General features: G+C 59.0%; 10 protein-coding genes and 1 pseudogene. 4 read left to right on the top strand and 7 right to left on the bottom strand.

Annotated features, from left to right (window positions below; genetic code table 11):
- Positions 1 to 46: 46 nt before the first annotated feature.
- Both AC3WN7_RS25730 and AC3WN7_RS25725 read right to left on the bottom strand, forming a co-directional pair.
- Complete coding sequence (locus AC3WN7_RS25730; protein ID WP_102675523.1) at positions 47 to 1,024, bottom strand: NAD-dependent epimerase; 978 nt, start codon at positions 1,022 to 1,024, stop codon at positions 47 to 49.
- A 198-nt stretch (positions 1,025 to 1,222) separates the two neighbouring features.
- On the bottom strand, positions 1,223 to 1,843 hold the full coding sequence (locus AC3WN7_RS25725; protein ID WP_102675524.1) for a cell wall hydrolase: 621 nt from the start codon (positions 1,841 to 1,843) through the stop codon (positions 1,223 to 1,225).
- A gap of 143 nt (positions 1,844 to 1,986) precedes the next feature.
- Between AC3WN7_RS25725 and AC3WN7_RS25720 the strand changes: the two genes are divergently transcribed.
- Together AC3WN7_RS25720 and proS are read left to right on the top strand one after the other, a co-directional pair.
- Entirely contained in the window at positions 1,987 to 2,838 is an 852-nt protein-coding gene (locus AC3WN7_RS25720; RefSeq protein ID WP_102675525.1) for a CAP domain-containing protein, read from the top strand.
- A 220-nt stretch (positions 2,839 to 3,058) separates the two neighbouring features.
- Complete coding sequence (gene proS, locus AC3WN7_RS25715) at positions 3,059 to 4,549, top strand: proline--tRNA ligase (RefSeq protein WP_102675526.1); 1,491 nt, start codon at positions 3,059 to 3,061, stop codon at positions 4,547 to 4,549.
- Between the two features lie 518 nt (positions 4,550 to 5,067).
- Here proS and AC3WN7_RS25710 read toward each other — a convergent pair.
- The 5 genes and pseudogenes from AC3WN7_RS25710 to AC3WN7_RS25690 form a co-directional block, all read right to left on the bottom strand.
- A pseudogene (locus AC3WN7_RS25710) lies at positions 5,068 to 5,148 on the bottom strand (outer membrane lipoprotein carrier protein LolA); the annotation flags it as partial.
- A gap of 140 nt (positions 5,149 to 5,288) precedes the next feature.
- Positions 5,289 to 5,444 carry a DUF2474 domain-containing protein gene (locus tag AC3WN7_RS25705; RefSeq protein WP_102675529.1) on the bottom strand — a complete coding sequence of 52 codons (156 nt, stop codon included), beginning with the start codon at positions 5,442 to 5,444 and terminating at the stop codon, positions 5,289 to 5,291.
- Complete coding sequence (gene cydB, locus AC3WN7_RS25700) at positions 5,431 to 6,447, bottom strand: cytochrome d ubiquinol oxidase subunit II (protein ID WP_102675530.1); 1,017 nt, start codon at positions 6,445 to 6,447, stop codon at positions 5,431 to 5,433. The genes AC3WN7_RS25705 and cydB overlap by 14 nt, the downstream gene beginning before the upstream one ends.
- A 17-nt stretch (positions 6,448 to 6,464) precedes the next feature.
- Positions 6,465 to 7,886 (bottom strand): cytochrome ubiquinol oxidase subunit I, encoded by a 1,422-nt coding sequence (locus AC3WN7_RS25695; protein WP_102675531.1) that lies wholly within the window; start codon positions 7,884 to 7,886, stop codon positions 6,465 to 6,467.
- Positions 7,887 to 8,023: 137 nt separating this feature from the next.
- Positions 8,024 to 10,348, bottom strand: coding sequence for an FdhF/YdeP family oxidoreductase (locus AC3WN7_RS25690; protein ID WP_102675532.1), 2,325 nt, complete (start codon positions 10,346 to 10,348; stop codon positions 8,024 to 8,026).
- A 714-nt stretch (positions 10,349 to 11,062) separates the two neighbouring features.
- On the opposite strand from AC3WN7_RS25690, the gene moaA reads away from it, so the two are divergent.
- Complete coding sequence (gene moaA / locus AC3WN7_RS25685; RefSeq protein ID WP_102675533.1) at positions 11,063 to 12,061, top strand: GTP 3',8-cyclase MoaA; 999 nt, start codon at positions 11,063 to 11,065, stop codon at positions 12,059 to 12,061.
- Between the two features lie 5 nt (positions 12,062 to 12,066).
- Positions 12,067 to 12,966 (top strand): bestrophin family protein, encoded by a 900-nt coding sequence (locus tag AC3WN7_RS25680; RefSeq protein ID WP_102675534.1) that lies wholly within the window; start codon positions 12,067 to 12,069, stop codon positions 12,964 to 12,966.
- Positions 12,967 to 13,244 lie beyond the last annotated feature (278 nt).

Raw genomic sequence — 13,244 nt, 5'->3', positions numbered from 1 at the left:
GTCTCTCTCGCCTTTCATGATTTTTTCGAGATCAGAGGCGAACGCTTCAAATCCGATAGAACTGCCGATACCACTGCACAAACGCTGCGACACCGGTTTCCAGCGTCACCTGCGGGCTGAAGCCCACCCATTCGGCCAGTGCCGAGACATCGGCCCAGGTGCTGACCACATCACCGGCCTGCATCGGCAGGTAGTTACGCCGGGCCTGTCGATCCAGGGCCGATTCCAGGCACTCGACAAAATCCAGCAACGCCACCGGCATGCCACGCCCGATGTTGAACAGCCGGTTGACGCCAGCGCCAGAGCCTTGCGGCACCGGAGGCTTTGGCCGCAGTCGGGCGATGCCTTCGACAATGTCGTCGACATAGGTAAAGTCGCGCGCCATCTGGCCCTGGTTGTAGATGTCGATGGGCAGGCCTTTGAGGATGGCGTCGGTAAACTTGAACAGCGCCATGTCCGGGCGGCCCCACGGGCCGTAGACGGTAAAAAAGCGCAGGCCACTGGCTTTCAAGCCATACAGATGGCAGTAACTTTCGGCCAACAGTTCATTGGCGCGCTTGCTCGCGGCGTACAGAGATACGGGATGTTCGACAGGGTCCTCGACACTGAGCGGCATCTTGCTGTTGGTGCCGTACACCGAGCTGCTCGAGGCGTAGATCAGGTGTTCGGGGCGATGGTGCCGACAGGCTTCCAGCACATTGAGGAAACCCACCAGGTTCGACTGGGCATAGACATCCGGGTTGTCCAGCGAGTAACGCACCCCGGCTTGCGCCGCCAGGTGCACCACCTCGGTAAACCCGTGGTCGCGGAACAGGTCCATCAGGGCTGGTTTGTCGAGGATGTCCATTTTCCGGAAGCGAAAACCCGGCAACGTCTCCAGCACCTTGAGGCGTGCGTGCTTGAGCTCCACGTCGTAGTAGTCATTGAGGTTGTCGATACCGACGACGTCCTGACCCTCGCGGCACAAGCGCCGGACCGTATGAAAACCGATGAAACCGGCGGCACCGGTGACCAGGACGGTCATGGCACGCACGCCGGCGACTGCGCCGCGATCGGCGCGAGGTTACTGATCCGGACCCTCGTCAACTTCATGTGTAGTCCCTGCTTATCGCGTCATTCACGCACGGTTGCGTCATGAAGCTTATAAAACAGACACATTTCAGTTTGGATAACGCCGCGCACGACCTCTGCAAAAAACACTTCGCGGCCGAAATCAGCGCCGCTACCTGGCTGATCCGTCGCGGGGTTTATAAAACCGGAACAGGCCGATATCCACGGTCCTGATGTATTCCCTGGCCCAATCCGGCTTGACCGTACGATCATGGAAATACAGGGCACCCTGGGTGCGATCCGGCAGCTCCTTGTTCAGGGCCTTGCGCGCAATTTCCTTGGCCATCGCGTAAGGCACTTCTTCCTGGACCGAATCGGATTTGCCGTCACACCACCAGGAAAACTGGCAGCTCTTGGTCTCCGATCCCTGCTTGACCACTTTGCACACCGTGTCCGGAAAGCCCTCGTGGCCCAGGCGATTCATGACCACATTGGCCACCGCCTCCATGTCGGCAGAATCCTTGCCCTTGGCTTCCCAGTAAATGGAGCGGGCCAGGCACGTGATCGCATCGTCCAGCGGCGCGGCACCCGCCGGGTCAACGGCCTGGACCTCGGACGGGGTAATGGCTTCGACCTTGGGTTCCGTCGCGGGCTTTTTGTTCTCGGCGGCCTTCTGTTCCAGCACCTCAGCCTTATTCTCGGCCGACTCCTGTTTTTGTTCTTGATCCGTAGCCGATACCGGGCCGGCGAGCAGCGTGAGGGCCAGGCAGGTGGCGATCCAGTCGAAGCGCATGATCGGTGTCACTCGGTGAGCGATTCGATTCAGTGTAGTAGTGAAATGATGTCGCTTACCCCCACTACACTCTGGATAAATCCGTTGTCTTAAATGGGCCAACTTCGCGCATCATGAGCGCCATCTGCTCAAGGGGGATTTTCATGGGATTCATCTCATCCGCAATGCGCCTGGCCGGTTTGTCACTGGGCCTGGTATGTGCCGCCAACGCCATGGCGGCGGACGAAGCGCAATTGATCGAATCGATCAACGTCTACCGCAGCCAACTGCAGCGCTGTGCTGGTCAGGTGTCATCGGAGCTGCCGCCACTGTCGGCCGACCCACGCCTGGTGCTGACCGCCCCGAGCATCGGTGATCTGCAGCAGGCCATGGCCACTGCCGGTTATCCGATGAAGAACGTGCAAGCCATCAGCCTGTCCGGACCTCGCGATGCAGCCGCGGCGATGAAGGCGATCCAGGAGAGTTTTTGCCAGATCGTCCTCGACCCGCAATTCGTCGATGTCGGCGTCTTCCGCCAGGACCGGCAATGGCGCATCGTGGTCGCTCGGCCATTGTTGAGCGCAAGCCTGGGCGACGCGCAGGCCGAAGGCCAGAAGCTGCTCACCGAACTCAACGCCGCACGCACCCGCCCACGCCAGTGCGGCGCGCAGTCCTTCGCCGCCGCGCCAGCGCTGACCTGGAACGCCACACTGGCCAGCGCCGCCGAAGGCAACGCGCGCTCCATGGCCAACAACAACTACTTCGACCACAAGGACCGCGACGGTCGCACCCCGGGCGACCGCGCGGAACTGGCCGGCTACGACTTCCAGCAGATCGGCGAAAACATCGCCGCCGGGCAGGACACCGCACACAAAGTGGTCGAAGGCTGGCTGTCCAGCCCCGGCCACTGCGCCAACCTGATGAACCCGCAGTTCCGCGAACTGGGCGCGGCGTATGCGACCGATCCGAAGAGCGATGCGGGGATTTACTGGACGGCGATGTTTGGGGCGCAGTGAGTGCCATAGCCCCCGAAGCGATTGCATCGGGGGTTCTTTGTGGTCAATGAACAGGTCGAAGAGCGGAGTAACTTCACAAAATGAAAGATCCTTCTGAAGGAAATTTCTGAAATATGAAAAACCACACATGAAATCTTGAAATTTCAAAGCGCAATAAATATACCTAGCCCCTTACGACACCATTTCGAATAGCAAATTTCGACCTCAAAGTCAGGGCTCTATGAAAAACGCAATATCACCTACAAGAAATGACAACTTTTCTGACTGGTATCAACAAGTGATTATCCAGTCGGAAATGGCTGAGAACTCTCCAGTTCGAGGTTGCATGGTTATCCGTCCTTGGGGATATGGCATATGGGAGCAGATTCAACGAGAACTTGATCAGAAAATCAAAGACACAGGACATTCAAACGCCTATTTTCCACTATTGATTCCGTTATCCTTTCTTCAAAAAGAAGCCGAGCACGTTGAAGGCTTTGCCAAAGAGTGCGCGGTTGTAACCCATCACCGTCTCGAAAAATCAACGGATGGAACCCTTACTCCCGCAGGAACACTAGAAGAACCGTTGATCATCAGGCCCACCAGTGAAACGGTCATCGGTGCATCCTTTTCACGATGGGTACAAAGCTATCGGGATCTGCCGCTCCTTATCAATCAATGGGCGAACGTAATGCGCTGGGAAATGCGTCCTCGGATTTTCCTTCGCTCATCGGAGTTCCTATGGCAAGAAGGTCACACCGTTCACGCAACTCATGATGAGGCCTTGGACGAAACGCTAAAGATGCTGGATATCTACGAGCGCTTTACTACCGAGCACTTGGCCATACCGGTAATCAAGGGCGAAAAGTGCTCTTGGGAGCGTTTTCCGGGCGCCGTCAGCACCTATACCATTGAAGCAATGATGCAAGACGGCAAGGCCCTGCAAGCAGGTACTTCTCATTTTCTAGGCCAGAACTTCGCACAGAGTTCAGACATTCGCTTCGTGAACAAAGAAGGGATAAAGGAACTGGCATGGACCACGTCCTGGGGAGTATCCACGCGATTGATCGGCGCGATGATAATGGCCCATGGAGACGATGACGGGCTAGTACTCCCGCCCCTCGTGGCACCGACGCAAGTCGTCATTATCCCGATCGTCCGCGACGAACAGAATGCAGATGCCATTCATGACTACTGCAAAAAACTGCAAAAGCAGATATCCCGGAAAAAGCTGAAAGGGCAAAACCTTCGGACCAGCATCGATTGGCGGGACATGAACGGCGGTGAAAAAAAGTGGTACCACATCAAACGTGGCGTCCCTGTCCGCGTCGAGATTGGTATTAAGGAACTGGAGCAAAATGTGGTGTCTTACTCCTGTAGAAACAACTGCAAAATTCTTCTGAAACTTGACACTGAAAGTTTCGTTAAAAATATCTCGAAAATACTGACCGCCCTTCAAAAAGACATGCTGGAGGTAGCACAGAAGAAATTGTCCGACAACACCACAATGGTCACTACCCTGGACGAATTCAAAAAGCGCTTTAAACAGAACGCAAAACTTAACGCCTTTGTTCTTGCCCCTTTCAGCGATGACAAAAAAGTTGAAAACGCCATCGGAGAGCTTGGAGTAACCGTTCGCTGTATTCCGCTAAAACAACCTAAAGCTTCCGCGAACTGTTTATTTACCGGCCACAAAACGAACATGTGGGCACTTTATGCAAAATCATATTGACCCCTGACAGCGAAGGCCAATACACCCCCGCACGTCCAAAGCCTGAAGCGTTCAGCACTTACCTTGCGACCGATCAGATACAGCAACAGGATTGATGCCAGTGCGTTGGTGAGGAATACCACATTGATGATTTCGTACATTTACTCGGTGGAGTACGTCGTCAGCAAGTATTGGCCTACGTGCAGGTGAAACTGCCCGAATACACCGGCCAACAGGACGTGAACCTGGGCACTGTAATGACAAGACTCTATGCCCTTCAAGAAAGTTTTTGCGGTGAGACTGAAGTCCTTGGCCGCGGGGCAGATCGTACCTGTAGGAGCGAAGCTTGCTCGCGAAAAACGTCTGAACAACGCGATCATTCAGACAGCGCGCGTTATCGTTGACGTCCATCGCGAGCAGGCTCGCTCCTACAGGGAAACACGTACCCATCAGAACCAGGTCGGTTGGTAGGCTGCCTCGCTTTGGCTGTTGATCTTCTTGCCCCCTCGAGAGGCCGAGCGCAGGTTCTGCGTAGTGGGCACTGTAGGAGCGAGCTTGCTCGCGAGAAACCTGAGAGCACCGCGGGGTGTCAGGTTCCCCGCATCATCGTTGACGTCCATCGCGAGCAAGCTCGCTCCTACAGGCTTTTCCAAAGTGACCCGCCGTAAGGGTGGAACCAATAGTCGCCGTGACCGCAGAAATGGATATTCACCCAATCCAAACACCTCAAAGCGAACTGGAACCCTCTAACGACTTGCCCTCAGTGACTACTCATCCCCGCCGCCTGCATCAACATCCGCAACACCCCCGCCACCACCCCCAACGCAACCACACTGCCCAGCCAGATCAACACCAGCCACCCAAGGCGCTTGTACCAAGGCGCCGGTGCCGGTTCACGGGAATCAATGGTAGCCATCGCCAATCCTCACTTTGCCGCGGAACACGTAGTAGCTCCAGACCGTGTACATCAGGATGATCGGCAGGATGAACAACGCCCCGATCAGGATAAACAACTGGCTGGTTGGCGGTGATGCCGCGGCCCACAGGCTGATCGACGGCGGCACGATGTTCGGCCAGATACTGAACGCCAGGCCGATGTAGCCGAGGAACACCAGCATCAGCGTGAAGGCGAACGGCCAATGGGTGTGGCGTTGGCGCAGGGTCTTGAGCAAGCCGAACATCGCCAGCAAGGCCAGCACCGCCAGGCCTGCGAACACTGCCAGGTGCGCATGGGCAAACCAGCGGGTGGCGATGTCCGGATGCAGGATCGGCGTCCACACGCAGATCACGCCGATCACCGCCAACAGCAACCAGGCCAGGGGCCGGGTGAACAGGCGCATGCGCGATTCGAGGATGCCTTCGGTCTTGACCAGCAACCAGGTGCTGCCGAGCAGCGCATAGGCGACGATCAGGCCGACTCCGCAGAACAATGGAAAGGGTGCCAGCCAGTCCAGCGAACCACCGGCGAACTGGCGGTCGACCACCGGGATACCGGCAATGTAAGTGCCGATCACCACGCCCTGGGAGAAGGTCGCCAGCAGCGAGCCGCCGATGAACGCCATGTCCCAGACATGACGCTTTTCAGGGCTGGCCTTGAAGCGAAACTCGAACGCCACGCCACGGAAGATCAAGCCGCACAACATCAGGATCAACGGCAGGTACAGCGCCTCCAGGATCACCGAATAGGCCAGCGGGAACGCGCCGTACAGCGCCGCACCGCCCAGCACCAGCCAGGTCTCGTTGCCGTCCCAGACCGGTGCCACGGTGTTCATCATCACATCGCGCTCCTTCGCATCCGGGATCAGCGGAAACAGAATGCCCAACCCCAGGTCGAAGCCGTCCATGATCACGTACATCATCACGCCGAAGGCGATGATCACGCCCCAGATCAGCGATAAATCGATACCTTGAATACCCATGACTCAACTCCCTTCCTTCAATTGACGCGGGCGTCGGTTTCGAGGATTTCAGCGTCGGCGGACAGCGGCCGGCGCGGTGTGATGACCTGATCGGCATGCCCCGCAGGCGCGTGCTCGTGATGGGGTTTTGGCCCCTTGGCCACCAGTTTCATCATGTAGCCGATACCCACCGTGAAGACCGAGAAGTAGATCACCACGAACAGCGCCAACGAGAGGCTCAACTGGGTGACGCTGTGATTGGACGCGGCATTCGCGGTACGTTGCAGGCCGTACACCACCCACGGCTGGCGCCCCACCTCCGTGGTGATCCAGCCGGCGAGCATGGCGATCAGGCCGCTCGGCCCCATCCACAGCATCAGGCGCAGGAACCAGCGGTTGCGGTAGATGGCGCCGCTGCGACGCAGGACCAGGCCGAGCACGCCGGCCAACACCATCAACATGCCCAGCCCGGCCATGACGCGGAAGCTCCAGAAAATGATCGTCGCGTTGGGGCGATCCTCTTTCGGGAAGCTCTTGAGCGCCGGGATCTGCTTGTCGAGGCTGTGGGTCAGGATCAGGCTGCCCAGGTAGGGGATTTCGATGGCGTATTTGGTTTTTTCGGCCTGCATGTCCGGGATGCCGAACAGCACCAGCGGCGTCGCTTCGCTACCGTTGTTTTCCCAGTGCCCTTCGATCGCGGCGATCTTCGCCGGTTGATGTTCCAGGGTGTTCAAGCCGTGGGCGTCGCCGACCACAGCCTGGATCGGGCAGACGATCAAGGCCATCCACAACGCCATCGACAGCATCTTGCGCACTTGTTTGGTGTCGTTGCCGCGCAGCAGGTGCCAGGCCGCCGACGAGCCGACAAAGAACGCCGTGGCCACGAAGGCGGCAATCGCCATGTGCGCCAGGCGGTACGGGAACGACGGGTTGAACACGATGGCCAGCCAGTCCAGCGGCATCACGCGACCGTCGACGATCTCGAAACCCTGTGGCGTCTGCATCCAGCTGTTGGAGGCGAGAATCCAGAAGGTCGAAATCAGCGTGCCGATGGCGACCATCACCGTCGAGAAGAAGTGCAAGCCGCGCCCTACCCGGTTCCAGCCGAACAGCATGACCCCGAGGAAACCGGCCTCGAGGAAGAACGCCGTGAGCACTTCATAGGTCAGTAACGGCCCGGTGATGCTGCCGGCGAAGTCGGAGAAGCGGCTCCAGTTGGTGCCGAACTCGTAGGCCATGACCAGCCCCGAGACCACGCCCATGCCGAAGTTGACGGCGAAGATCTTCGACCAGAAATGGTAGAGATCGCGGTAGGTATCGTTGTGGGTCTTCAGCCAAAGCCCTTCGAGCACCGCCAGGAAACTGGCCAGCCCGATGGTGATGGCGGGAAAGATGATGTGGAACGAAACCGTGAACGCGAATTGCATCCGCGCCAGGTCCAGTGCCTCCAGGTTAAACATGTCGATATCCTCATCGCGGATTTAAAACTGTGGGAGCGAGCTTGCTCGCGATGAGGCCGGCACCTTCAACATCAATGGCGCCTTGCACCCTGCAATCGCGAGCAAGCTCGCTCCCACAAAGTCTTGAGTGATCGGTACTACGCAGCGGAGGTCGAAATCAGGTTGCTGGCCCTGGCCTGCTCCAGCCGGATGGCGACGAACTTGGAAGTCGGGGTGAAGGTGCGGTCACCGTAACTTTCCAGCGGCACCAGCGGATTGGTCTCCGGGTAGTACGCCGCCGCCTGACCGGCCGGAATGTCGTAGGCGATCAGGGTGAAACCGCTGACCCGACGCTCGCGATCGTCGTCCCACAGCGCCACCAGGTCGACCTTCTGCCCCGGTTCGAAACCCAGCCGGCGAATGTCCTGCTCGTTGGCGAACACCACGTCGCGCATGCCGTACACCCCGCGATAGCGGTCATCCAGGCCATAGAGCGTGGTGTTGTACTGATCGTGGGAGCGCATGGTCTGCAGGATCAGGTGCGGCTTGACCGCCAGGTTGCGCACGCCCTCGCTGATCAGGTGCTCCGGCAGCACGCTCGGGGTGAACTGGGCCTTGCCGCTGGCGGTTTTCCAGATGCGTTTGGCTGCGTCGTTGGGCATGTGGAAACCGCCCGGGTGCAGCAAGCGCCGGTTGAAATCTTCGAAACCGGGAATGGTGTCGGCAATCATGTTGCGGATGCGCCCGTAGTCGCCGATGGCCCAGTTCCAGTCGATCGGGTGCTTGCCCAGTGTCGCGGCCGCGATGCCGGCGATGATCGCCGGCTCCGACAGCAGGTGTTTCGACTTCGGTTTCAGTTGGCCATGGGAGATGTGGATCATGCTGAAAGTGTCTTCCACGGTCACGCCTTGCGGCCCTTCGGCCTGGATGTCGATGTCGGTGCGGCCCAGGCACGGCAGGATCAGCGCCTCACGACCGGTGACCAGATGGCTGCGGTTGAGCTTGGTGGCGATGTGCACGGTGAGGTCGCACTTGCGCAACGCAGCGTGGGTACGCGGCGTGTCGGGGGTGGCCTGGGCAAAGTTGCCGCCCAGGGCGATAAACACTTTCGAGCGCCCCTGCTCCATCGCGCCGATCGCCATCACGGTGTTGTGGCCATGCTCACGCGGCGGCTTGAAGGAGAAGCGTTTTTCCAGGGCATCGAGCAACTCGGTGGGCGCCAGCTCGTTGATGCCCATGGTGCGGTCGCCCTGCACGTTGCTGTGACCGCGAACCGGTGACAGGCCCGCGCCGGGCCGGCCGACATTGCCGCGCAGCAGCATCAGGTTGATGACTTCCTGCAGGGTCGGCACCGAGTGCGTGTGCTGGGTCAGGCCCATCGCCCAGCACATGATCACCCGTTTGGCCCGGGCGTACATGCGGGCGGCGAGTTCGATGTCTGCCAGGGGCATGCCCGACTGCTGCTCGATGTGCTCCCAACTGGTGGCGTCGACTTCGCCCAGGTAGGCCCCCATTCCCGAGGTGTGTTCGGCGATGAACGCATGGTCGAACACCGGCTCGCTGCCGCTGACCTGTGCTTCGCGCTCCCACTGCAGCAGGAACTTGACCATGCCGCGCATGACCGCCATGTCACCACCCAGGGCCGGGCGGAAGTACGCGGTGTTGGTCGGCTCGGAGCCGTTCATGAGCATTTCGATCGGGTGCTGCGGATGCTGGAAGCGCTCCAGTCCGCGCTCCTTGAGCGGGTTGATGCAGATCACCTGGGCCCCGCGCTTGACCGCTTCGCGCAAGGGCTCGAGCATCCGCGGGTGGTTGGTGCCGGGGTTCTGGCCGATGACGAAGATCGCGTCGGCATGCTCCAGGTCGTCAAACACCACAGTGCCTTTGCCCACGCCGAGGCTTTCGATCATGCTCACCGCGCTGGCTTCGTGGCACATGTTGGAGCAGTCCGGAAAGTTGTTGGTGCCGTAGGCCCGCACGAACAACTGATAGAGGAATGCCGCCTCGTTACTGGCCCGGCCCGAGGTGTAGAACTCGGCCTGGTCCGGCGACTCCAGCGCGTTGAGGTGCCGGGCGATCAGCGCGAAGGCCTCGTCCCAGGTGGTTTCCACGTAACGGTCGGTGGCTGCGTCATAGCGCATCGGGTGGGTCAGGCGACCCTGATACTCCAGCCAGTAATCGCTCTGTTCGGCCAGCGCCGAGACGCTGTATTTGTTGAAGAACGCCGGGTCGACCAGACGCCCCGTGGCTTCCCAGTTAACCGCCTTGGCGCCGTTTTCGCAGAACTTGACCATGCCGTTTTCCGGCGACTCGCCCCAGGCGCAACCGGGGCAGTCGAAGCCGCCGTTCTGGTTGGTCTTGAGCATGGCGCGAATGTTCTTCAGCGCGTTTTCACTGCCCAGCCAGTTCTTGGTGACAGCAATCAGTGCACCCCAACCGGCGGCGGCACCTTTGTAGGGTTTGTAGCGGTCGACTTGAGACATGGTACTTCTCCGTGACCTGATTCAGGCCATTGATCGTTTGACGGAGAAAAGCATATTAACAGGGGTAAATTATTGTCTAATCGCTATTTGCGACCACATGATCGAGGATATTTATCATCGTTTTTTATTGTTATTTTTCAATTACTTGAAATAACTTGCAGCCCTTCAAATCCCAAAATTAAGCTCATCATCGACCCGCTCGATCACCCGGTTGTTAATAGTGATTGGACGCCCGTTAAAGTTGCTCTTAGCCTGCGCTCAACAGATCCGTTATCAGCGCAATACCTGTAGGAGCGAGCTCGCTCGCGATGGACTCAAGAACACCGCGTTTAGTCAGTAAACACGCGTAATCGTTAACGACCATCGCGAGCAGGCTCGCTCCTACACCTTTTCTCAACAGACCCGTTATCAGCGCAATACCTGTGGGAGCGAGCTCGCTCGCGATGGACTCAAGAGCACCGCGTTCAGCCAGTCAGCACGCGTCATCGTTAACGACCATCGCGAGCAAGGCTCGCTCCTACACCTGCGCTCAACAGATCCGTTATCTGCGCAATACCTGTGGGAGCGAGCTCGCGATGGACTCAAGAGCACCGCGTTTAGTCAGTAAACACGCGTCATCGTTAACGACCATCGCGAGCAAGCTCGCTCCTACAAAAGGCAAAACCCGATTAACGGAATGTCCTTTCAACGCATGCAGTACCAAGCGAGGGTGTCATGTCAGAACGAGTCTTGATCGATGGCTTCTCCCGGCGCGTGGACTATCTGCGCATGTCGGTCACCGACCGCTGCGATTTCCGTTGCGTGTATTGCATGGCCGAGGACATGCAGTTTCTACCCCGCCAACGGGTGCTGACCCTGGAAGAGATCTATCAAACGGCGCAAAGCTTCGTGGCGCTGGGCACCCGCAAAATCCGCCTGACCGGAGGCGAGCCGCTGATTCGTCCGGGCGTGGTGCAGCTGTGCGAGAAAATCGCCGCCCTGCCCGGCCTGCGCGAACTGTGCATGACCACCAACGGCTCGCAACTGGCCAGACTGGCCGTGCCGTTGTTCGAGGCCGGGGTCAAGCGCCTCAACATCAGCCTCGACTGCCTGGACCCGCAACGCTTTCGCGAACTGACCCGCACCGGTGACCTGGCGCAGGTCATCAAGGGCATCGACGCGGCTAACCAGGCGGGCTTTCGCAACACCAAGCTCAACTGCGTGGTGATGAAGGGCCGCAACGACCATGAGATCAATGATCTGGTGAGCTTCGCCATCGACCGCAACCTGGACATCTCCTTCATCGAGGAAATGCCGTTGGGCACCATTGACGAGCACAGCCGCGCCGAATCGTTTTTCGCCAGCGCCCAGGTCCGCGAACGCATCGCCGAACGCTACACTTTGATTGATTCCGCCGAGTCGACCCAGGGTCCGTCGCGCTACTGGCGCCTGGCCGAAGCGCCGCAGATTCGCCTGGGGTTCATCTCCCCCCACAGCCACAACTTCTGCGGCACCTGCAACCGGGTGCGACTGACCGTGGAAGGACGCCTGCTGCTGTGCCTGGGCAATGAACACTCGGTGGATCTCAAGGCTGTCTTGCGCAGCCACCCCGGACAGCCCGAACGCCTGGAGCAAGCCATTATCGAGGCGATGAAACTCAAGCCTTATCGACACAATTTCGAAGTGAACGACGAAGTCCAGGTCATTCGCTTCATGAACATGACGGGCGGCTGAACCCCATGATCGTGAGACCTAAACCCAACCTGATCGGCGTGCTGACGTCCCTCAAGGGTTCGATTGCCAAGCGCATTGCCTGGCGCAGCCTGATGGTGACGTTGCTCGCCTCGGCCATCGTGCTCATCGAAACCTTGCACCCCAGCTACTTTTCCAAGGTCAGCGCAACGCCCTTCACGCTGCTGGGGTTGTCGTTGTCGATCTTCATGAGCTTTCGCAACAACGCCTGCTACGACCGCTGGTACGAAGCGCGCAAGGCGTGGGGCGATGTGATAGTCGAAGTCCGCTCGATGATTCGTGAAACCCTGGTGATCAAGGACACGGATGAGCGGCATACGATCCTCAGTAACCTGTGCGGCTTCGCCCATGCCCTCAACGCGCGGCTGCGCCAGGAAAACGAACTGGCCGCCAGTGGTGATTGGCTGCACCCGATGCCCAAGGGCAACACCACGGACATCAGCGGGCAGATCCTGATGCAGGTCGGTCAGCAGTGCTCGACACTCAACGAGTCCGGTGCGATCAACGACTGGCGCTACACGCTCATGGCCAACCACCTGGCCGGCCTGACCCACGCCCAGGCGGTCTGTGAGCGGATCAAGAACACCCCGCTGCCCTTCCCCTACACCCTGTTGCTGCACCGCACCATCTACCTGTTCTGCATCCTCCTGCCGTTTGCCATGGCCGAACCCCTGGGCTGGCTGACACCGATCTTCACCGCGATTGTCAGCTACACCTTTTTTGGCCTGGATGCGATTGCCGACGAACTGGAAGACCCCTTTGGCCGCGACGAAAACGACCTGCCCACCGACGCCATCGTGCGCAACATCGAGCGCGATGTGCTGGCGGCACTGGGCGTGACGGAGTTGCCGCCGCAACTGGAGCCGGTGGACTTCGTGCTGAACTGATTTTCAGGAAACACACAAGACCTGTAGATAGCGGTTTGTCTGCCAACATCTCTGTTGGATGTGCCGGCCTCTTCGCGGGCAAGCCCGCTCCCACAGGGATTGTGGCCTGCCGCGGGATTGGCGTTCACTGAAGATCAAAACTGTGGGAGCGAGCCTGCTCGCGAAGGCGGTCTGTCTGCCAACATCTCTGTTGGATATGCTGGCCTCTTCGCGGGCAGCTAGTCCCGGGATTGGCACTCGCTGAAAATCAAAACTGTGGGAGCGGGCTTGCTCGCGAA

It is taken from the genome of Pseudomonas sp. FW305-70, assembly GCF_058783925.1.
This window is presented reverse-complemented; position numbering and strand designations above follow the sequence as displayed.

Excerpts from the sequence above, each read along its gene's own strand:
- AC3WN7_RS25690 (WP_102675532.1), bottom strand. The coding sequence starts at position 10,348 with ATGTCTCAAGTCGACCGCTACAAACCCTACAAAGGTGCCGCCGCCGGT.
- cydB (WP_102675530.1), bottom strand. The coding sequence starts at position 6,447 with ATGGGTATTCAAGGTATCGATTTATCGCTGATCTGGGGCGTGATCATC.
- AC3WN7_RS25680 (WP_102675534.1), top strand. The coding sequence starts at position 12,067 with ATGATCGTGAGACCTAAACCCAACCTGATCGGCGTGCTGACGTCCCTC.
- proS (WP_102675526.1), top strand. The coding sequence starts at position 3,059 with ATGAAAAACGCAATATCACCTACAAGAAATGACAACTTTTCTGACTGG.
- AC3WN7_RS25695 (WP_102675531.1), bottom strand. The coding sequence starts at position 7,886 with ATGTTTAACCTGGAGGCACTGGACCTGGCGCGGATGCAATTCGCGTTC.
- moaA (WP_102675533.1), top strand. The coding sequence starts at position 11,063 with ATGTCAGAACGAGTCTTGATCGATGGCTTCTCCCGGCGCGTGGACTAT.
- AC3WN7_RS25705 (WP_102675529.1), bottom strand. The coding sequence starts at position 5,444 with ATGGCTACCATTGATTCCCGTGAACCGGCACCGGCGCCTTGGTACAAG.
- AC3WN7_RS25720 (WP_102675525.1), top strand. The coding sequence starts at position 1,987 with ATGGGATTCATCTCATCCGCAATGCGCCTGGCCGGTTTGTCACTGGGC.
- AC3WN7_RS25730 (WP_102675523.1), bottom strand. The coding sequence starts at position 1,024 with ATGACCGTCCTGGTCACCGGTGCCGCCGGTTTCATCGGTTTTCATACG.
- AC3WN7_RS25725 (WP_102675524.1), bottom strand. The coding sequence starts at position 1,843 with ATGCGCTTCGACTGGATCGCCACCTGCCTGGCCCTCACGCTGCTCGCC.